At 65.5% G+C, this 20,067-nt stretch carries 20 protein-coding genes and 1 pseudogene; 11 read left to right on the plus strand and 10 right to left on the minus strand.

Going from position 1 to position 20,067, the window contains the following annotated elements:
- Positions 1-13: 13 nt before the first annotated feature.
- The gene (locus G205_RS04455) at positions 14-1,573 is read right to left on the minus strand and encodes a sensor histidine kinase (protein ID WP_009356921.1); all 1,560 of its coding nucleotides are present in this window, start codon (positions 1,571-1,573) and stop codon (positions 14-16) included.
- 189 nt (positions 1,574-1,762) lie between these two features.
- On the opposite strand from G205_RS04455, the gene G205_RS04460 reads away from it, so the two are divergent.
- Complete coding sequence (locus G205_RS04460; protein WP_009356922.1) at positions 1,763-2,524, plus strand: response regulator transcription factor; 762 nt, start codon at positions 1,763-1,765, stop codon at positions 2,522-2,524.
- Here G205_RS04460 and G205_RS04465 read toward each other — a convergent pair.
- Complete coding sequence (locus G205_RS04465; RefSeq protein WP_009356923.1) at positions 2,497-2,907, minus strand: Hpt domain-containing protein; 411 nt, start codon at positions 2,905-2,907, stop codon at positions 2,497-2,499. The two genes, G205_RS04460 and G205_RS04465, sit on opposite strands and share 28 nt — an antisense overlap.
- Before the next feature lie 228 nt (positions 2,908-3,135).
- Here G205_RS04465 and G205_RS04470 point away from each other — a divergent pair, with 228 nt between their 5' ends.
- On the plus strand, positions 3,136-4,359 hold the full coding sequence (locus G205_RS04470; protein ID WP_009356924.1) for a glycosyl hydrolase: 1,224 nt from the start codon (positions 3,136-3,138) through the stop codon (positions 4,357-4,359).
- Between the two features lie 6 nt (positions 4,360-4,365).
- Here G205_RS04470 and G205_RS04475 read toward each other — a convergent pair whose 3' ends face one another.
- The 4 genes from G205_RS04475 to bioB form a co-directional block, all read right to left on the minus strand.
- Positions 4,366-4,809 carry a very short patch repair endonuclease gene (locus G205_RS04475; protein WP_009356925.1) on the minus strand — a complete coding sequence of 148 codons (444 nt, stop codon included), beginning with the start codon at positions 4,807-4,809 and terminating at the stop codon, positions 4,366-4,368.
- Positions 4,810-4,828: 19 nt separating this feature from the next.
- Positions 4,829-5,263 (minus strand): pyridoxamine 5'-phosphate oxidase family protein, encoded by a 435-nt coding sequence (locus G205_RS04480; RefSeq protein ID WP_009356926.1) that lies wholly within the window; start codon positions 5,261-5,263, stop codon positions 4,829-4,831.
- A 64-nt stretch (positions 5,264-5,327) separates the two neighbouring features.
- A complete protein-coding gene (bsaP, locus tag G205_RS24165) occupies positions 5,328-5,597 on the minus strand; it encodes a biotin synthase auxiliary protein BsaP (protein WP_476855424.1) in 270 nt (89 codons plus the stop codon).
- Positions 5,594-6,613, minus strand: coding sequence for a biotin synthase BioB (gene bioB, locus G205_RS04485; protein WP_035752041.1), 1,020 nt, complete (start codon positions 6,611-6,613; stop codon positions 5,594-5,596). Before bioB ends, bsaP begins: the two co-directional genes overlap by 4 nt.
- Positions 6,614-6,829: 216 nt before the next feature.
- Here bioB and G205_RS04490 point away from each other — a divergent pair.
- The 4 genes and pseudogenes from G205_RS04490 (at position 6,830) to G205_RS04505 (ending at position 11,517) form a co-directional block, all read left to right on the plus strand.
- Positions 6,830-8,555 (plus strand): annotated as a pseudogene (locus tag G205_RS04490) (purine-cytosine permease family protein).
- Positions 8,556-8,729: 174 nt separating this feature from the next.
- Entirely contained in the window at positions 8,730-9,386 is a 657-nt protein-coding gene (locus tag G205_RS04495; protein ID WP_035752042.1) for a DUF6318 family protein, read from the plus strand.
- A gap of 209 nt (positions 9,387-9,595) precedes the next feature.
- Entirely contained in the window at positions 9,596-10,336 is a 741-nt protein-coding gene (locus tag G205_RS22045) for a hypothetical protein (RefSeq protein ID WP_235046782.1), read from the plus strand.
- Positions 10,337-10,446: 110 nt separating this feature from the next.
- A complete protein-coding gene (locus tag G205_RS04505) occupies positions 10,447-11,517 on the plus strand; it encodes an alkene reductase (RefSeq protein WP_009356930.1) in 1,071 nt (356 codons plus the stop codon).
- 229 nt (positions 11,518-11,746) lie between these two features.
- On the opposite strand, the gene G205_RS23385 is transcribed toward G205_RS04505, so the two are convergent.
- Entirely contained in the window at positions 11,747-11,881 is a 135-nt protein-coding gene (locus tag G205_RS23385; RefSeq protein WP_268743658.1) for a hypothetical protein, read from the minus strand.
- Positions 11,866-12,042, minus strand: a complete 177-nt coding sequence (locus tag G205_RS22480; RefSeq protein WP_235046783.1) for a hypothetical protein — start codon at positions 12,040-12,042, stop codon at positions 11,866-11,868. Before G205_RS22480 ends, G205_RS23385 begins: the two co-directional genes overlap by 16 nt.
- A 160-nt stretch (positions 12,043-12,202) precedes the next feature.
- Between G205_RS22480 and G205_RS04515 the strand changes: the two genes are divergently transcribed.
- Positions 12,203-14,659, plus strand: coding sequence for a Tex family protein (locus G205_RS04515; RefSeq protein ID WP_009356931.1), 2,457 nt, complete (start codon positions 12,203-12,205; stop codon positions 14,657-14,659).
- Between the two features lie 11 nt (positions 14,660-14,670).
- Here G205_RS04515 and G205_RS04520 read toward each other — a convergent pair whose 3' ends face one another.
- Complete coding sequence (locus G205_RS04520; RefSeq protein WP_009356932.1) at positions 14,671-15,468, minus strand: ZIP family metal transporter; 798 nt, start codon at positions 15,466-15,468, stop codon at positions 14,671-14,673.
- A gap of 100 nt (positions 15,469-15,568) precedes the next feature.
- Between G205_RS04520 and G205_RS04525 the strand changes: the two genes are divergently transcribed.
- Positions 15,569-16,024 carry a hypothetical protein gene (locus tag G205_RS04525; protein ID WP_009356933.1) on the plus strand — a complete coding sequence of 152 codons (456 nt, stop codon included), beginning with the start codon at positions 15,569-15,571 and terminating at the stop codon, positions 16,022-16,024.
- Here G205_RS04525 and G205_RS04530 read toward each other — a convergent pair.
- Positions 15,953-16,714 (minus strand): YqjF family protein, encoded by a 762-nt coding sequence (locus G205_RS04530; RefSeq protein ID WP_009356934.1) that lies wholly within the window; start codon positions 16,712-16,714, stop codon positions 15,953-15,955. The genes G205_RS04525 and G205_RS04530 overlap by 72 nt on opposite strands.
- Positions 16,715-17,035: 321 nt before the next feature.
- On the opposite strand from G205_RS04530, the gene G205_RS04535 reads away from it, so the two are divergent.
- The 3 genes from G205_RS04535 to G205_RS04545 all read left to right on the plus strand — a co-directional run bounded on the left by G205_RS04535 (position 17,036) and on the right by G205_RS04545 (position 20,060).
- Positions 17,036-17,887, plus strand: coding sequence for a glycosyltransferase family 2 protein (locus tag G205_RS04535; RefSeq protein ID WP_009356935.1), 852 nt, complete (start codon positions 17,036-17,038; stop codon positions 17,885-17,887).
- 1 nt (position 17,888) lies between these two features.
- Complete coding sequence (locus G205_RS04540) at positions 17,889-18,884, plus strand: glycosyltransferase family 2 protein (RefSeq protein ID WP_009356936.1); 996 nt, start codon at positions 17,889-17,891, stop codon at positions 18,882-18,884.
- An 84-nt stretch (positions 18,885-18,968) separates the two neighbouring features.
- A complete protein-coding gene (locus G205_RS04545; protein ID WP_009356937.1) occupies positions 18,969-20,060 on the plus strand; it encodes a hypothetical protein in 1,092 nt (363 codons plus the stop codon).
- Positions 20,061-20,067 lie beyond the last annotated feature (7 nt).

A 20,067-nucleotide genomic window follows, 5' to 3' on the forward strand; every position in this document is an offset into this window, starting at 1 on the left:
AGCCTGTCGAAATCTAGACCGGGACCCGGAACGTGAAGGTGGTGCCCTTGCCCAGCTGGCTGTCCACCTCGATCGTCCCGCCGTGCGCTTCGACGATTGCCTTGCTGATGGGCAGGCCCAGGCCGACGCCGGGAATGGCGGTGCGGCGCACGTTGCTGGTGCGGAAGAACTTGGCGAACACTTCGGACGTGTCCTCCGCGGTCATCCCCATGCCGGTGTCCGAGACGCTGCAGGCCAGGTGGCCGTCCTCCTGTGCCAGGCTGACCAGGACGTTCCCGCCGTCGGGGGAGTACTTGATGGCGTTGGACACCAGGTTGTCCAGGACCTGGGAGATGCGGGCGCCGTCCACATGGGCTTCCAGCTTGTCCGGCGTCTCGGCCGCCAGGACCACTCCGGCCACTGCGGCCTTGGGCAGCGCGGAGGACACGCTGGCACGGACCAGCTCGGCAACATCCACTGTGTGCGGAGTGACAATCAGCTGGCCGTTGCGGCTCGCCAGCAGGTCGGACACCAGGGTCAGGAGACGCTCGGAGTTCCGCCGGATGATCTCCAGCATCTCCCGGTCTGACTCCGCCTGGTCGTCGGCCAGCAGGATCTCCACGTAGCCCAGGATGGAGGTCAGCGGGGTGCGGAACTCATGGGAGACGCTGGAGACAAAGTCGTCTTTCGCGGACAGGGCGTTCACCAGGTCCGTCACGTCGCTGAAGGCGATCACCGAGCCGGCAAACTTGCCGTCCGGATCCTTCATGGCACGCGCCGTCGTTACGAAGGCGCGCTGCTCCTTGCCGTCACCCAGCCACACGAGGTAGTCCGTGAAGGTTTCGCCCAGCACGGCGCGGCGGACCGGGCGGTCTTCCACGGGAACCAGGGTTTTGCGGTCTGGTCCGAACACCAGGAGCTGGGATTCGTTCGGGTCCGGGTTGTCCTTGGGACTGGCCAGGACGTGGTTGGCACGCTGTTTCCGGTTCATGAGGACGTCATGGCCGTCGGCATCCACGGCGAGGACGCCCAGATGCACGGTGTCCAGGACTGTATTGAGGAGCGATTCCTGCCGCTGGCTGGTGCGGAGGTTGGCCTGGAGCTGGGCGTCTTTTTCCTCCAGCTCACGCTGCTGCCGCATCATGCTCAGCGTCAGCACGCTCACGGACACACCGATTCCGAGCGTGATGACGGGAAGGAGCAGGGTCCGCGCAAAGTCCTGCGCGGTGAAGGTCCCCTTGATGAGCAGGGGCGCCCACAGGATGGCCAGCGGGGCGAGGAACGCCAGCCACAGGGCCAGCCTGGGGTAGTAGCCGGAGGCGCACAGCCAGATCACCGGGAGCACTGCGAGCAGGCCGATGCTGGTCAGGCTCTCCAGGCCGCCTTCCCGCCCCAGACCGATGGAGACGAAATCAAGCACGGGAATGGCCAGGAAACTCGTGTACGGCAGCCGCTCCCACGGAACGAGGTAGCAGGAAGCCATCAGCACGAGCTGGGAGACCAGGAACGCGACGAAAAAGGGGTTGCCCATGCCCTGGGGAAAGAACACCCACACCAGGAAAGCCGTCAGGCACGTTGTCACGAAGAGCGGCATCTGGCTCAGTGCTACGCGGTCCCGCAGCCGGTACTCGTGGAAGGGACGCCGGAAGAATCGCAGCCGTCCCGAGGACCAGGCGACGGATCAGTCATTGCGTGGCGACTTTCGCGCGAGGGTGTAAAGGGCCATAGCAGCAGGATATCCGCAGGCAGCTATACTTCTGACGTTGGCTGCTGAGGGGGCACTATGAGTGATGCACGCGTTGGGCTGGTCATCGAGGATGACCATGATATCCGGGAACTGGTCCGCACGGTCCTGACCCAGGCCGGTTTCGAAGTGACAGTGGCAAGCAGCGGCGCGGAGGGCGTCCTCATCGCGAAGACCCTGAACCCGGACGTCATCACCCTGGACCTCGGCCTGCCGGACATCGACGGCTTTGAGGTATCGCGGCAGATCCGCGAGTTTTCCGACGCCTATATCGTGATGCTCACGGCCCGCACCGAAGAACTGGACACCCTGATCGGGCTGGAGTCCGGCGCGGACGACTACCTCACCAAGCCGTTCCGTCCGCGCGAGCTGCGTGCCCGTATCGCCGCCATGATGCGCCGGCCCCGGTCAGGTGCGGATACCGAGGCGTCCACGGTGGAGGCTGCGGAGGGCAACGGGCACTCCGAACGCGGGAACTACAGCCACAACGGCCTGGAACTCAGCTACGCTTCCCGCACCGTCGTGGTGGACGGCAAGGAAATGAACCTCACCCGCACCGAGTTCGAACTGCTCCATGCCCTGCTCGAGGCCGGCCGGACGGTCCGCACCAAGGCGGACCTGGTGCGCAGGCTGCGGGACGAGGATTACGACGTCGGCAGCTACATCAGCGAGGCCGACGAACGCTCAGTGGAAGTCCACATGGGCAACCTCCGCAAGAAGCTTGGCGATTCCCCCCAGCAGCCGCGCTGGCTGCAAACCGTCCGCGGCGTGGGCTACCGGCTGGCTCCAAGCGAGCACTGAGCCTGCAGCCGGTGCGTCGTCAGTTCGCTGCACAGGTTGATGGGGCGGAGGAACGTGGCGGCCAGCCGGGGAAGGACGACGGCGGCATCGGACGTGCGTGCGTCGGTGCGGATTGCGCCCTCGAGGTCCAAGGCAAGGCCGGCGAGCCGCTCGGCTCCCACCATTTGGCTTGACGTCTTCAGGCTGAGGACTGCATCCACCGAGCCGTCCAGGTCCCCGGTGGTCAGGGCCAGCCGAAGGCGGTCGATGCGCTCCGGCAGGCACTCGATGAAGTTGTCCACGAAGACCCTGCAGTACCCCTCGTCCTCCTCCAGTTCCTCCAGGAGCCGGTCGAGTACGGACTGGTCCACCAACGGCCGGGGGGCATCATCTGAGGCGCTCACGACGCTCCTTTCAGCTGGGAAGAACCATTGACGGAAACGTCGCGGGTTGGTGGTGCTGTGCCCTTTCAGGTTAGGTCTGCGGCCATTTTGCGGCGGGCTTTCCGGGGAGAATTGTGGGTTTCTTGATGGGAGGGCGGGACCTGCGCCCAATACTTGAGCCAGTGCTTCCTGCACGAAAACATCGCGGCTCCGGCCGCCCGTCAGCTGGGGATGGGTGCCTTGTTTCGAATGCTCAGGACGTTAGTTGTCGCTGTCTTCCTTGGGACCGGGCTCGCTCTGTCCGGCGTGCAGCCGGCCGCAGCCGGCGCTCCTGCCGCACAGGTGGCAGTCAACCCGGGGACCGGTCCGGCGGGATCCGCCGTCACGGTTTCCGGTACGGGGTTCAAGGCCTCCACCACGGGAACGGTGATCGTCGGTTCTGCCACGTTCCAGTTCCGCACCACGGCGACCGGTGCCTTCAGCGCCGGCATCACCATTCCCGCTGGCGCCGCCGGGAGCACCACCATCACGGCCAAGACCTCTTCCATCAAGGCCTCCACCGTTTTCGTCGTGCAGGCAGCGCCTGTACCCGCGCCCCAGCCACCCGCCGTCAGCACTGACCCGCTGCGTTTCGGCGTTGGCACTGCCGGGGGAGCCATGGCAGCGGCGGAGTTGGATGAGGTGGCCAATCTCGCCGGGGAGAGTCCCTCGCTGGTCCTGATCTACAAGGACTTCCGGCAGGCCCCGCCCCTGGCAGAGCTGGACGCGGTTCACGCACGGGGAGCCCTGCCGCTTGTGACCTGGGAGCCGTGGGCCTGGGGCGGCGGCGTCAACCAGCCGGCATACTCGCTGGACCGGATTGCGGCAGGGGATTTCGATGCCCGGATCACCGAGTGGGGCCAGGCCCTCGCTGCCTGGGGCAAGCCCGTGATGCTGCGCTTCGCCCACGAGATGAACGGCAATTGGTACCCCTGGTCCCAAGGGGTCAACGGAAACCAGACCGGCGACTACATTCCGGCCTGGCAGCACGTGCACGATCTTGTGGCGGCTGCCGGAGCAGGCAACGTGCAATGGGTGTGGTCGCCGAACGTTCCCTACTGGGGATCCACAGACCTTGCCGGCCTTTACCCGGGCGCTGCCTATGTGGACGTGGTTGCCCTGGACGGCTACAACTGGGGCACGTCCCAGACGTGGAGCAGCTGGATCATGCCGCAGGACCTGTTCGGCCCCGGCATCGCCCAGCTCCGGACGCTGTCTCCGGGCAAGCCCATCCTCATCGCGGAGACGGCTTCCACCGAGCTGGGCGGTTCCAAGGCCGCCTGGAACACCGAACTCGTGTCCTACCTGGCAGCCCAGCCTGACGTGGTGGGCTTCGTCTGGTTCCACCTGCAGAAGGAGGCCGACTGGCGCATCAACAGCAGTGACTCATCCGCGTCCGCACTTCGAAACGCCTTGCTGGCGCGGCGCAGCTGAATACCGTCAAGAAGCCGGCCGATCAGTGCCGCTTTCCAGGAAGCGCACCAGATGGTCCTCCAGCGCTGAACCGTCCTTGAGCTCGCACTCCCAGACGGTGAGGACCTCCCACCCGGCGTCCTCAAGCTGGCGGCGCTGGCCGGCGTCGCGCTCCCTCGTCCTGGAGCGCTTCGCCGCCCAGAATTCCGCGTTGGCCTTTGGGGCGTGCTGCCCAACCCGGCAATCGTGGAAATGCCAGAAACAGCCGTTCACGAAGATGACTTTGCGGCGGCCTGCGAACACCAGGTCCGGGTTGCCGGGCAGCCGCGACGTACCGGACCTGCCGTGCAGGCGGTAGCGGTAGCCCTTGGCATGGAGCAGCCTGCGCACTAGCAATTCGGGCTTGGTGTTCTTGCCTCGGATCCGGGACATGTTCCAGCTGCGCCGCTCCGGAGTCAGCTTGTCCGCCATACTCCAAGTCTAGGAGTGCTCAGATCTCCCGCTCGGGCTGTTCGCCGAACACGAAGTGCCGGCCGCTGACCGACTTTGGCTCGATCTCCACGTAGAAGTCCTTGAGCGTGGGCACCCAGGTCTTCAGGCCCAGCGCCTCCACGGCCTCCAGCTCTGCCGATTTGTTCAGCACGCGCGCGGTTCCGCGCAGCACCACTGACCAGGCCTCGTCCGAGACGATGCCGTCCGCCTCGAAGAGCACCGTGGAATTGATGGTCAGCTGTGCCAGTTTGTTGCCCGGCGCCGTCCGGAGGTAGATCTTCCGCTCCGCCGTGACGTAGTTGACCGGGAAGATATCCGGTTCGCCCGCAACCGAGACCACCAGCCTGCCGTGCTTGGTGTTCTCCAGAAGGTGCCATGACTGCTCGTCGGTGAGTTCGAGTACGGGTTGGCCGTCTGCGTGTTCAAACATCATGAAGCCATTCTTCTACTCATTGTAGAAACGCGCCAGAGGGTTGCCGGTTTTGCTTCAGCCGCTTTCAGCGGGAGCGGACGTTTGGCCGTGGCGCGAGCAGTGGGCCCACCAGCAAAGGGGAAACCTGTACCTTGAGCCGCCGCCCGCACCGGACGCAAAAGCGCGGGGGCTCCAGCTCCAGCCTCACCGCGCACGCCGGGTGAGGGTACGACGGCGGTGTGCTGCCGCCGTCGTACGCTTCCTTCTCGGCGGGGAGGCCGCAGTGCCCGCAGAAGGTGCGGAAGGCTGGGCCCGGTGTAGCGCCGGTGGTTGAGCCCGTCGAAGCCCGGTTCATAGTGTCTTCTGGAGTTCCTTGATGGGCATATTGAGGTCCACCAGGAGGTTGAGGTCGGCGTTGGCGGGCCGGCCGAGGGTGGTGAGGTAGTTGCCGACGATGACGGCGTTGACTCCGCCCAGCAGCCCGTCGCGGGTGCCGAGGTCGCCGAGGGTGAGCTCCCGGCCGCCGGCGTAGCGCAGGACGGTGCGGGGCATGGCGAGGCGGAAGGCGGCGATGGCGCGGAGGGCGTCCTTGCCGTCCATGACCTGCTGGTTCTCCAGCGGGGTGCCCGGCCGGGGGTTGAGGAAGTTCAGCGGGACCTCGTGCGGGTCCAGGGCGGCCAGCTGCGCCGCGAGTTCAGCACGCTGCTCGAGTGTTTCGCCCATGCCGATGAGGGCCCCGCAGCACAGTTCCATGCCGGCGTCCTTGACCATGGCGCAGGTTTCCAGCCGCTCCTCATAGGTGTGGGTGGTGACCACCTGGGGAAAGTAGCTGCGCGCCGTTTCGAGGTTGTGGTTGTAGCGGTGGACGCCCCAGCTGGCCAGTTGGTCCACCTGTCGGCGGGTCAGCATGCCCAGGGAACAGGCGATGTTGATCTCCACTTCCTCGTTGATCCGGTCGATGGCGAACTTGATCTGGTTCATGAGTTTGATGTCCGGCCCGCGGACGGCGGCGACGATGCAGAATTCGGTGGCGCCGGTGGCGGCCGTCTCCTTGGCGGCCTTGACCAGTTCCGGGATGTCCAGCCAGACGCCGCGGACGGGGGAATCGAAGAGGCCTGACTGGCTGCAGAAGTGGCAGTCCTCGGGGCAACCGCCGGTCTTGATGGAGATGATGCCCTCCACTTCCACGTCCTCGCCGCAGTGCTTCAGGCGCACCTGGTGGGCGAGGTCAAGGGCAGCGGGAAGGGCCTCGTCCGGCAGGCGCAGGACTTCCACCAGCTGGGCTTCGGACAGGCCGCGGCCCTGTTCCAGGACCTGCTCGCGGGCGGTCACAAGAATTGGATGCTTGAGGAGTTGCGGTTGAATCGTCATAGGTGGTCCTCCGGCTGGCTTGGATAGCTTCCCTGCCGACGCTAGTTCTGCACTGCCCGCGTGTTTTTGTGGGATGGCCACAACGGCTGGCCGCCGGTTTTGTTGACAGCTTTGGTCAAGACTTAACACAGCGGAAACAGGTCCGTGACTGGACTGTCTTTCCGGCTGGATAGCGTCGCACCGGACCCCCTCCCCGGACGAAAGCGACCCTGACAGATGAGCAACGACCAACGGACACCGCAGCTTCTGGAGGCGCCGGCACCGCCTGGCGCCGCCGTCGTCGGAAGCGCCCCGCCAAACACCGCGGGTGGCAACGCCGCGGCACTCAACGCCACGAAGGAAAGCCTGGAGGACTACACGCTGAGGTTTGCTCCGCGGTCCTACCGGAAGTGGAGCGGGGGCGTGGTGGCCACCAGCGCCCTGGGCGGGATCGCCTACCTCGCCGACTTCTCGATCGGGGCGAACATCGGAATCGCCTACGGCACTGTCAACGCGATCCTTGGCATCCTGGTGGCCGCGGTGATCGTCTTTGCCACCGGATTCCCGCTGGCGTACTACGCGTCGCGCTACAACATCGACCTCGACCTGATCACGCGCGGCTCCGGCTTCGGCTACTACGGCTCCGTGGTCACCAACGTTATTTTTGCCACGTTCACCTTCATCTTCTTCGCGCTTGAAGGCTCCATCATGGCGCAGGGACTCGAGGTTGGCCTGGGGATCCCGCAGTGCTGGGATATTTCGCGTCCACGGTGATCATCATTCCGCTGGTGATCTACGGGATGAACACGCTGGCCAAGCTGCAGGTGTGGACCACTCCGCTGTGGCTGCTCCTGATGGTGGTGCCCGTGGGGTATCTCCTGGTGTCCCACCCGGAGAGCATCGACACCTTCTTCGCCTACACGGGTGAATCGGGCGACGGCGGGCCCAACCTTGCCTCGGTGATGCTGGCTGCCGGCGTCTGCCTGTCCCTCATGGCGCAGATCGCCGAGCAGATCGACTACCTCCGCTTCATGCCGCCGCGGACCGACGCCAACCGTGGCGCGTGGTGGCGGGCGGTGATCCTGGCCGGGCCCGGCTGGGTGATCTTCGGTGCCATCAAGCAGATCGTTGGCCTGTTCATTGCGATCTACCTGATCGCCACCCTCGATCCTGCCGCCTCCGCGACGGCCAACGAACCTGTCCACCAGTTCCTGGGCGTCTACCGGGAGATGATGCCGGCCTGGCTGGCCATGGCCCTCGCGGTGGTGCTGGTGGTCATTTCGCAGATCAAGATCAACGTGACCAACGCCTACTCCGGTTCGCTGGCCTGGACCAACAGCTTCACCCGCATCACCAAGACGTACCCCGGAAGGATGGTGTTCGTGCTGGTGAACCTGGCCATCGCGCTGGTCCTGATGGAAGCCAACATGTTCGACTTCCTCAACACCATCCTCGCTTCTACGCCAACTGCGCCATGGCCTGGGTTGTGACGGTGGCGTCCGATATCGCCATCAACAAGTACCTTCTGAAAATCTCCCCGAAGGTGCCCGAGTTCCGCCGGGGGATGCTCTACGCCGTGAACCCGGTGGGCTTCGTGTCCATGCTCCTGTCCGCCGGGATTTCCATCGCTGTGTTCTTTGGCGCGTTCGGGGCAGCCATCCAGCCGTACTCGCCCATCTTCGCGGTGGGCCTGGCGCTGGTTCTTCCGCCGCTGCTGGCCGTGCTGACCCGCGGCCGCTACTACCTGCGGCGCACGGACGACGGCATCGACCTGCCCATGTTCGACGCCGACGGGAACCCCAGTGACGCCAAGCTCCTTTGCCACGTGACGGGGATCGAGTTCGAGCGTCCGGACATGGTCCGGTCCGCCCAGGACGCGCCCGACGGCGGCCCGCAGTACGTCTCGTCGCTCGCCCTGTCCACGGACAAGACCGGGAAGCTGGTCCTGCCTGCGCAGCGGTGAGGGTCTAATGCGCTGACGGCCGTTCGCCAATAAGGAAAGCCGGTGCCTGGCTGCACCGGCTTTCTTTATTGGCTTTGCCTGTGGATAAGTTTGGTCGCCCAATTGTGACGTGGGCTACCCTTAAGGCACTGTCCGGAGCACGCCGTCTTATAACTACTGGGGGAATAGCGGCCCATGGCTTTACACAACGTTGCTACGTCACGTGGTTTCCGGGCTGGAGCCCTCGGCCTGGCAGTTGCTCTTTCCCTTGGACTCGCCGGATGCAATTCCGGGGAGTCGCCCGGACAGGGCGGGACCACCACTCCTGCGTCGACCAGCCTGGCCACCACCAGCGCTTCGCCAACGCCTACCCCGTCACCCACCGCCGTTTACAAGCCCGCCGACGCCTCCGGCCCAGCCCAGAACGTCCCGGTTCCCGTCATGCCCGAGGTGGCTAAGACTGAGACGAAGGAGGGGGCCGAGGCCTTCACAAAGTACTGGTTTGCGATCCTGAGCTACGCGTACGAGACGGGTGACACTGCTGAACTATCGAACCTTTCCAAAGCTGAATGTGTATTTTGTCAGGGCCTCGTCAACGATATTGAAGCTGCATGGGCTGAAGGCAAGTGGATTTCTGGAGGTCAGATAGAAATTCCGGCTGCGACCGCAAACCCTTCCACTGAGAGCGCTACACAAGTAGTAATCCAAGTGCTGCAGAAAGAATTGGTCATTCATAACCAGGACGGAAGCCCTTACCAAGAAAAGACGCCGGCAACGAACGCGGGAAGCGTCGCAATGGTCAAATTCGTCGATGCAGAATGGGTAGTCAACGACCTAGGGTTGATCCGCTAGTCATGAGTTACATAGGCAAGGTCCTCGCAATCCTCGCCTGCTGTCTGCTGGTCTTGACGACATCTTCCTTGGCTGCCTTTGCGGAAGAAGGGGCTAAACCGAAGCCACACATTGGTGGGGGATTTGTCGATTCCGGGATTCAATTGGGAGCTGACACGTGGGTGCCCGGCCCCGGTGCCGGTGAATTTGTTCGCGCTGAACCCGGCGCCGTGAACACCGATCCCAACGAGTACAAATACGAACTTCAGTGCCATCTTGGCGGGGGAGACTTCGATACCCCCTGCCTGGGCCGGCAGTTGGAGTGCAAGGACGGCCCCGACGGTGAAGACGGGATCCCGGTCATGTGGTTGTCCCGGCCCAGGGGAGTACCGGGTGGCGTCTGGGCGCACCACTCCGGACCCACCTGCCTCTACGACGCGGCGCCGGAGGACCTGCTGCCGCGCATAGCCGCTGACATCCAGCGGGAATTCCAGAACCTGCCCATCAACGCGGGAACCGTAACAGCGCAGCCAAGCCCGCACACGCTCCGCGGTGCTGAGACCAACTTCTACGCCGAGGCAGTTGAGCAGCAGTTCGACATCACCATGTTCGGCCAGGCCGTCCATGTGGTCGCCACCCCGGTCCAGTACACCTGGAACTACGGCGACGGCACGGTGTTCGGTCCCCAGCCCTCCATGGGAGGCCCGCTGCCGCAGGACCGCTGGGGTGAAAAGACCCGAACCAGCCATGCTTATGGACAGACCGGCGACTTCCAGGTTGTCCTGACCACTTCCTTCCAGGGCACCTACTCCGTCAACGCCGGCCCGCCGCTGCCCATCCCCGGCCAGGGCCAGTTCAGTGCACCGCCCCAGACCGTCAGCGTCTGGCGTTCGCTGACGCGCAACTACGCCGACGACTGCAACGCCAACCCGCAGGGCCAGGGCTGTCCCGGCGCGGCTGCATCCCGTTAGCCCGTTCCGCAGCATCCAACAGGTTGTGATTCCGGTCGCATCAGGAATAGTTGCACGCGCGCCCCAGTTGGCATGGGCAGTACGTCTTTAGCCTTCGAAAGGAACTGCGCATGCTGTTTTCCCCTCTCACCCTCGGCGAGCTTGAACTCCCCAACCGCCTGGTCATGGCGCCCCTGACCCGGCTCCGCTCCGGTGAGGAAGGCGTCCCCGGTCCGCTCGTCGCCGAACACTACCGCCAGCGCGCCTCCCTGGGCCTCATCGTCAGCGAAGGCACCTACCCCAGCCCCGCGGGCCGCTCCTACCCGGGCCAGCCGGGTATCTACACCCAGGAACAGATCGCCGGCTGGAAGAAGGTCACCGACGCCGTGCACGCCGAGGGCGGCCGGATGTTCGCGCAGATCATGCACGGCGGGCGGGTTTCGCACCCGGACATCACCGGGGGCGTCCCCCTGGTCGCGCCGAGCGCCGTCGCCATCGAGGGTGAAGTCCGGACACCTTCCGGAAAGCAGCCGTACCCCGTCCCGCACGCCCTCACCACCGACGAACTGCCCCTGCTGATCCAGGAGATCGTCGACGCCTCGGTGAACGCCATCGAGGCCGGTTTCGACGGCGTGGAGCTGCACTCTGCCAACGGCTACCTACTCCATGAATTCCTGGCCCCCAACTCGAACGTCCGCAATGACAGCTACGGCGGCTCGCCGGAAAACCGGGCCCGCTTCGTCATCGAGACGGTCAACGCCGTGGTGGCAGCGCTGGGCGCCAACCGCGTGGGCATCCGGATTTCCCCGGAGCATAACGTGCAGGGCATCGCCGAGACCGACCCGGCCGATGTGCGCGCCACCTACGAAGTCCTGGTGGACAGCATCGCCCCGCTCAACCTCGCCTACCTGAGCATCCTGCACCACGAACCCACGGGTGAACTCGTGCAGGACCTCCGCGCCCGCTTCGGCGGCACCTTCCTGGTCAACACGGGCTTCGGCGTGGTCACCACCCGGGAAGAGGCAGTGAACCTCGTTGCCGACGGCCACGCGGACGCTGTAGTAGTGGGCCGGCCGGCCATTGCCAACCCTGACCTGGCCCGGCGCTGGAAGGAAGCACTTCCCCTCAACGAGCCGGATCCGTCCACGTTCTATGCAGAGGGCGCAGAGGGGTACATCGACTACCCCGCCTACCAGGGCTAGTCAGCCCGGACACATGGCGACGGCGGCACCTGAAATGGGTGCCGCCGTCGTTGCTGCGCGGTGTGCTGTCCCGGCAGCGGAGCCGGAAGCCATCCGACGACTTCCGACTGAGGTTTTTGATGTGGCCCGCCGGACCCCTCTGGAAGCCGGCGGTGATCAGATGCTACTCCATCGAATTTACTTTTACCAGACCCCTACCACCGGCAGTTGCCGCACCGGCTGAACAGGCCTACAAAACGGCTTCCCGGCCGGTTCCTTCCTTCATCACCAGCTTGCCGTCCTCGATCGATACGAGCACGCTTTTCGGCTTGCCGGTCACCTTCGTGATCGCCTTGAGCCCGCGGTTGGTCACCTCCACGCCCACCTGGGCGCCTTCGCCGGCAGCTCCACGGAGACCTCGGACGCTATGCCAAGGATCGGATTGGTGGACACGCCAAGGTCACGCCGCGCCTGTTTGCCGTTCACCGTCACGGTGATATTGGCTTCCTCGAACCCCTCCTGAAACACAATCAGCAGTTCCCGCATGGCGGCCTCTTCCTCGAGCTTTGTCCCAGTGACGGCACCTCCACTACAGCACTTTGCGGGCCTGATCGGAATACCCGCGCCGGGCCCGAACCACCCCAGCTCCGGGGCGCTGCGCCGTCGAGCAGTGGAGGTGCGCAGGCGGGTAAGGCAAGATGTTCTGGTGACTCAACTGCCGCAAGCACCCTCTTCCGTTCCCTCTGCAACGCCCACGGGCGACGATGCCATTTACGCCCAAATCGCCACCGAGCTGGGCGTCAAGGCATGGCAGGTCAAGGCCGCGGTGGAACTGCTCGACGGCGGATCCACCGTCCCGTTCATCGCCCGGTACCGCAAGGAGGCCACCGGCACCCTGGACGACACCCAGCTCCGCGACCTTGAGGAGCGCCTGCGCTACCTCCGCGAGCTCGCCGACCGCCGTCGCGCCGTCCTGGAAGCAGTGGAGGCGCAGGGCCAGCTGACCCCGGAACTGAAGACAGCGATCCTCGCCGCGGACACCAAGTCCCGGCTGGAGGACATCTACCTGCCGTTCAAGTCCAAGCGGCGCACCAAGGCACAGATCGCCCGGGAAGCAGGCCTGGAACCGCTGGCCGAGGCCCTCGTCAGGCGGCCCGACCTCCAGCCCGAGCAGGAGGCGGCGAAATACCTCAACACCGAGCACGCGATCGGCGACGCCACCGCCGCGCTCGCGGGTGCCCGCGCCATCCTGGTGGAGCGCGCGGCGCAGGATCCCGACCTGGCCGCAACCCTGCGCGAGCGGCTCTGGACGCAGGGCCGCATGGTGTCCCGCGTGAAGAAGGGCAAGGAAGCGGAGGGCCAGAAGTTCGCGGACTATTTCGACTTCGCGCAGGCCCCCGCCGGGATGCCGTCGCACCGAGTCCTTGCGCTGCTGCGCGGCGAGAAGGACGGCATCCTCGAGCTCGACCTCGCCGAGGCGGATCCCGCGGACGACGACGCCCTCGCCGCCGCCCGTTCCCGGTACGAGTCTGCGGTGGCCAGGTGCCTCGGGGTCGCCGACCGCGGCCGGCCCGCCGACGCGTGGCTGATGCAGACCGCCCAGGTGGCGTGGCGGTCCCGGGTGCTGGCCCGTCTCACAGCGGACCTCCGCGGCAGGATGTTCGCCGAAGCGGAGGACGAAGCTGTCCGCGTTTTCGCCGCCAACCTGCGCGACGTGCTCCTGGCAGCCCCCGCCGGCAACCGTGCCACGCTCGGCCTGGACCCGGGCCTGCGCACAGGCGTGAAAGTGGCAGTGGTGGATGGCACCGGCAAAGTGGTGGCCACCGACACCGTGTACCCGCATGCCCCCGCGAAAAAGTGGGACGAAGCCCTGGCCACCCTGGTGAAGCTGGCGCGCCAGCACGCCGTCGAACTCGTGGCCATCGGCAACGGCACCGCATCCCGGGAAACGGACAAGCTCGCCGCCGAGCTGATCAAGCTCCTGCCGGACGTGGACCGGAAGCCGCAGAAGCTGGTGGTGTCCGAAGCCGGCGCATCCGTGTACTCGGCATCCGCGCTCGCAGCCGCCGAGCTGCCGGGCATGGACGTTTCGCTGCGCGGCGCGGTGTCCATCGCGCGCCGGCTCCAGGATCCGCTCGCGGAACTGGTGAAGATCGACCCCAAATCCATCGGTGTGGGGCAGTACCAGCATGACGTGACGGCGTCGAAGTTGGACCGCAGCCTGGACGCCGTGGTGGAGGACTGCGTGAACGCCGTGGGGGTGGACGTCAACACCGCTTCGCCCGCACTCCTCAGCCGGGTGGCCGGCGTCGGGCCCCTGCTGAGCGAAAACATCGTGGCGTACCGGAACGAGCATGGCCCGTTCGCCCGGCGCACCGACCTGAAGAAGGTCCCCCGGCTGGGCGCCAAGGCCTTTGAGCAGTGCGCGGGCTTCCTGCGGATCACCGGGGGAGCGGAGCCGCTGGACGCGTCCAGCGTCCACCCGGAGTCCTACGCGGTGGCGCGGAAGATTCTGGTGGCCGCCGGATCTGCGTCCGCTTCCTCGCTGGATGCCAGGGACTTTGTGGATGACACTTTCGGCCTGCCCACCGTCACGGACATCCTGGCCGAACTGGACAAGCCCGGCCGGGACCCGCGCCCTGCCTTTGCGGCCGCCACCTTCTCCGAGGGCATCGAGAAAATTTCCGACCTGAAGCCGGGGATGGTGCTGGAGGGCACCGTGACCAACGTGGCGGCGTTCGGGGCCTTCGTGGATATTGGCGTCCACCAGGACGGCCTGGTCCACGTGTCCGCCCTTGCCAACCGGTTCGTGTCTGATCCCCGCGAGGTAGTGAAGTCCGGCCAGGTGGTCCGGGTGAAGGTTCTGGAGGCGGATCCGGAGCGGAAGCGGATCTCCCTGACGTTGAGGCTCGACGACGAACCCGCCGCAGGCGGGAAGGGCACCCGGGGTGCCGGTGCGGGAACGCCCGCTGCGGAGAGGTCAGGCGGACGGCCGCAGCCTGCCGAGCGCGGGGCGCGGCAGGACGCCGGGCGCAGGCGGCAGGACCACCAAAAGACCGGTGGCCGGAACACCTCCGGCGGCGGCCGTGGATCGTCGCCCAAGCCGGAACCGGCGAACACGGCCATGGCAGAAGCGCTCCGCAGGGCGGGACTGGGGAAATAGTCCGGTAGGGCCTAGGCCAAGGACAGGGTGAAGGCCAGGACGAACCCGGCTGCCGTGCTGAGGGCCACCGCCGGGCCGCCGTGTTCGTAGGCCTCCGGCATGAGGGTATCTGCCAGGGATGCGATGACGGCGCCGGCGGCGAACGCCAGCGGTATCGAGATGGCCTGAGGATCCGTCCCGGACAGCGGCCCTGCGCCGACAACAACGGCGATGACCAGCAGGGCCGCGCACCCCAACCAGAGAGCCAGGATGCTGCCCGTTGAGCGTCCTTGGCTCCGCATGGAGGCTGAACCAACCAGGGCTTCGGGGAAGTTGGAGACAAAGATAGCGGCGAGCAGGGCCAGCCCGCCGGTGCCTTCACCAAGCGCGATCCCCAGGGCGACGTTCTCCGGCACCCCATCCAGGGTGACCGCGGCCAGCAATGCCAGCCCTGCCGCTCCTCGTGTTGAGGCAGAAGTGGCACGTTTATCGGACGCGGCAGCATCCGTATCGAGCTTGGCGCTGCCTTGGAACTCGTCCGCAGGTGTCGCCTGCTCCGGCTTTCCGGGCTGCGCCCAGCGGTCCAGAAGTGCGCTGAGGACCGTGAACACCACCGCGCCACCTATAAGACCGATGGCCGCGCGGATGATCCCGCCATGTTCATAGGCATCTTCGAACAGTTCGAAGGCCAGTGCAGTGATCAGCGCCCCGGCGGCGAACGCGAGCAGCATAGCCAGGAGCCGCTTGGGCAGCTCAAACCGGACACCGATAAAGGCACCCAGAACCAGTGCACTGGATGCTATGACGCCGAACCACAGCGACATCAACATGCGGCAAGTATAGGAGGGCCTTGTTGACGTGGGAATACGTTGTGCTTGGGGCGCGCGCGGCGGACTTTCGGCAGCGCAGGCTTTTCTGCAATGGTGGATCATGACCTATTTCCTGGAGTACACCATCCCCGCCGCGTCCGATGATGCCGAGTTTGAGTTTCCCCATGATGAGATCAACTCGGGTACCACCGTTCCGCTGACCCAGACCGGTGCCGAGGTGGTACACACCACCGAGCTCCCCGCCCGCACCGGCATCATCGGTGCCACTGTGCCGGAGGCCAAGCTGGAAGCGGAACAGCTGATCTCGCACAGCCGGGCCGCCGAGGCATCCTTGTACTTCGATCCCTCCAACTCACTGCAGCCGGGCGTTGGCACGCTGGTGGCGACCTTCAGTGAGGGGCAGGCTGGCGCGATGCCTGACCTGCCAAGGGCCCGAAAATTGCCTCGGGCCCGAGGTTACCGCCGGCCCAGGGTACGCATGCCGTTACTGCCGCTTCCCCGTAACGACTCGCGGCCGCCCGAACCGGCTGCGCACCCCCGAAGAATAGAGGACTGACTCCGGCGGGCCGCTCACTCTGATCCCGGCAGCTTCCACGAGGCCGTCGTCCAGATCATGTAGTTCCGCCGCGTACAGCGGCCACGGTTCGTGCGAGTTGGGGATGTAGATGGTCCGGCCCCTGAAAGAGCCGTGCATGCCGAAACGCGCCGTGAGATGGACCGATAAGGGATCGTCCACCGGCACATTGAAGTGCGGAGCCACACTGAACCTGCTGCGCCCGCCCTGCCTGAAGCGGCGGACGGTGTAGCCGTGGGCGCCGTTGCCCGTGGTCCCTGGCGCACTCCAGTGGTGGTGTATCCGCGACCAGACGTAGGGGATTTCCGCCGCCCGCGCCGCGAGGACCACCGGTAGCCGGTCTGCGTCCAGGCTTAAGAACACCACGCCACGCGTGCCGTCCGCTTCCCGGGAGTAGAGGCGGACATTGACCTCGTTGAAGGTGCCCAGGTATGGAATCGCCGGCCCTCGTCCGATGCCCGCTTTCCTCATGCGGAATCCGATGAGCCCCACCCATGACGATCCGTCGAACACGTCCGGCCGGACTCCCGCCGGCATGAAGAGGGCAGCCTCTGCTTCCGGGATACGCCAGTGGAGAAAGATTGCGTTACTCCAGCGCTGGTCCATAATGGTGGGCAGTGGCAGTTCAGGCGGATTGGGCCAAAGCGGCCCGGCATCAACGTCCTGATCCATAGCAAGATCCCTTCACCTGGCCCATCTTCATGGCAGAGGCGGGGTACCCACCCTACCTAACGTGCGCATGGGACGAGTCCCCCAATGTACCGCACGGGTCAAACGGCCTTGCCCCCGCCCTCCTAGCTTCCGGAACTGGCATTTCCCTCCAGTAGGACGCGACTAAAAAGGTGAGTACTCATTACTGGTGATTAGCCGCGGGGGCAACCATATGCTCAACCTACCCCGGGCCAAGGAACCGACCAAGGCCCAATAAGCACTGACTCAGCAGCGCTTCCCCATTGGCCAAAGTTCTCCACACGCCATGAAGAGGTGAGGCATATGTCTATCTCCACCCAGCCGCCCATTTCGCTCTCCAAGGTCACCGCAGCGCCGGTGCGGGCATCGATCAGCGTGGTCATCCCGACCTTGAACGAGGCCCAGAACATTCCCTGGGTCCTTCGGCGTATGCCTCTGTATGTCGATGAGGTGGTAATCGTTGACGGCCGGTCCACTGACAACACCGTCGGAGTGGCGCGGGCGGTGCGCCAGGACATCAAGGTGGTGGATGAGAAGCGCAAGGGCAAAGGCGTGGCGCTCAGGTCCGGATTCGCTGCCGCGACCGGTGACATCATCGTCATGCTGGACGCCGACGGAAGCATGGATCCGCAGGAAATCGGCTGGTTCGTTTCTCCGCTGCAGCATGACTATGACTTCGTCAAGGGTTCCCGCTATGTCACCGGCGGCGGGTCGGAGGACCTGACATGGCTGCGGCGCACCGGAAACCGGGCGCTCACCGGGCTGGCCAACGCGGTTCTGCACAGCAACTACTCCGACCTTTGCTACGGCTACATCGCCTTCCGCCGGGAGTGCCTGGATGTCCTGCAGCTGGAATCCGACGGGTTTGAAATCGAGACGGAGCTGATCGTTCGGGCTGCGAAAGCCGGCCTCCGGATTGCCGAGGTCCCCAGCTTCGAACTGGACCGCATCTCCGGAGTGTCCAACCTCCAGACTTTCCGGGACGGCTGGCGTGTCCTGGGGACGATGGCGCATGAGTGCCTCCTGTGGGATTCACCCACCGCCGGCGCACGGCCCGAGGCCCTGCGCCGCGTGAAGTACGCCTACGCCAGCGTGAGCTTCCCGCGGACCCCCACCGATCCGCAGAGCGTTCTGCCTGTTGCAAGCGTGGCCTGACATGGAACACACGCTTACCCCCACGGTCTCCGTGATCATCTGCGCCTACACAGCTGAGCGTTGGGGCTGGCTGCTGGACGTCATCGAGTCCCTTAGAACGCAGACCTTAGCCCCCAAGGAAGTCCTGGTGGTCATTGACCACAACGAGGAACTCTACGAGCGGCTGGCCAAAACTCTCGACGATGTCACAGTCGTGAAGAACACCGGACCACGTGGACTTTCCGGGGCCCGCAACACCGGCGTGGGCCTGGCGGACTCGGACGTCGTTGCCTTTCTAGACGATGATGCCGTGGCGGCACCGGACTGGCTTGAACGACTGATGGCGCTGTACGACGATCCCGAGGTGCTGGGCGTGGGCGGCCGGGTGGAACCTCTCTGGGAAGTGGGCCGGCCCGGTTTCTTTGGGGAAGAGCTCGACTGGATTGTCGGGTGCAGCCACCGGGGCCTGCCACGGGTGGCATCCGAGGTTCGAAACGTCATCGGTGCCAACATGTCCTTCCGGCTTGATGTCATCAGGACGGTGGGCGGCTTCAACCACTCCCTGGGCCGACGCGGCTCCACTCCGTTGGGGTGTGAAGAAACCGAGATCTGTATCCGGTCGACCATGGGCTCCCCTGGGGGCCGGATCGTCTACGAGCCCGCGGCACTGGTTCGCCACCATGTGCCGGCGAGCCGGGGGACCGTCCGCTACATGCTTTCCCGGTCCTGGTCAGAGGGGATCTCGAAGGCCCAGGTCAGCCACGTCGTGGGGCACAAGCGGGCTCTTGGCCCGGAACGCAGGTACGTCCGCAGCGTCCTGCCCCGGGCGTTCTTTTCCGGGATCTATGACTGGGCCCGCGGAGATCGATCCGGACTGGGCCGTGCGGCTGCCTTCGTTGCGGTGGTGGCCTATACCTCGGCAGGCTACCTCCGCGGACGCCAGCTTGCCCACGTGCCTGGTCGCCCGCTGAACCAGCCGGTCCTGGCCGGAGTGAGTCCATGGCGGGACGTGCAATGAACGGCGTCGGCAAGGCCCGGGGGCCGACACCGTCCAGTCCAGCAACTGCATCCGACCGACACACCATCCAGACAGGGGACGAACATGCGCACTAGACAGACCAAAGCACTCAACTTTGACATCCACGGCCGCATCAACATCAGCGTCGATGCCCAGGCACCGGCAGCCCACCAGCTCAAGACCATGTTGGCGTGCTTCGCCACCGACTCCGAACGGCCAGCCCACATCGTGGTGGATGACCGGCCGGAGCCGATGCCGGATGCGGGCCACCTTGAGCACGAGCTCGCATACACCGAGAACGCCGTGCGCTTCAATGCCGACCGGGTCCAGGTGGTCCGGGACGCGGAGCAGTGGCGCATCCACGGTGCAGGCGAACTGCTCACGTCCGTAGTGCCCGTCCTCGATGCCGCCATGGTGGAGCGCGGAGCCGCGATGATCCATGCGGCAACGATGGCCTTCCGGGGCCACGCGATCGCTCTTCCTGCCGCCGGCGGCACCGGCAAGACGAGCACCGCCGCGAAGCTGATGCGGCGCGAAGGATGGTCGTTCATGGGCGATGACTGGGCCTTCCTCGCCGAGGACGCCACCCTGCTCGGCTACGCGAAGCCGATGTTCATCAAGCCACACCACCGGAATATCTACCCGCACCTGTTTGAAGGTGTCCGGAAACCCCTTGTCCCGTCGTCGCTCTCGCAGAGCGTCGGCCGCCTCACCACGTTGGTGCACCCCTACGTCATCCGCTATCCGCGCCTCGCGGACTTCTCCCGCAAATGGTCGCCCGAGCACCGGATGGTTGACGCCGGAGCGGCATTTCCCGGACGGGAAGTGACCACCTCGGCTCCACTCGCGGCTTCCATCTACATCGAGCGGTACGAAGGCAGCCATACACAGATTCTGGAGAAGAGCACCGACTGGATGGTTGACCGGATGATGGGCAACTTCCACATCGAAATGGCAAGCTTCTCGCAGCGGGTGGTGACCGGCCTGGCCGCCACGTCCGTCGTTCCCTGGCGCGAGCACTTCGCGGCCAAGGGGCTCGTGCTGAGCAAGGCGCTCGACGGACGTCCCTGCCACCTGCTGCAGGTGCCTGCCGCGTGGTCGGCCGACCAGGCATCCGATGACATTGTCCGCCATCTTGAGGAGCTGCTGCCGGCGGTCCTCGACGAGCAGGCATAAGGGGTGG

Source organism: Arthrobacter nitrophenolicus (genome assembly GCF_000332815.1).
GTDB classification, from domain to species: Bacteria; Actinomycetota; Actinomycetes; order Actinomycetales; family Micrococcaceae; genus Arthrobacter; species Arthrobacter nitrophenolicus.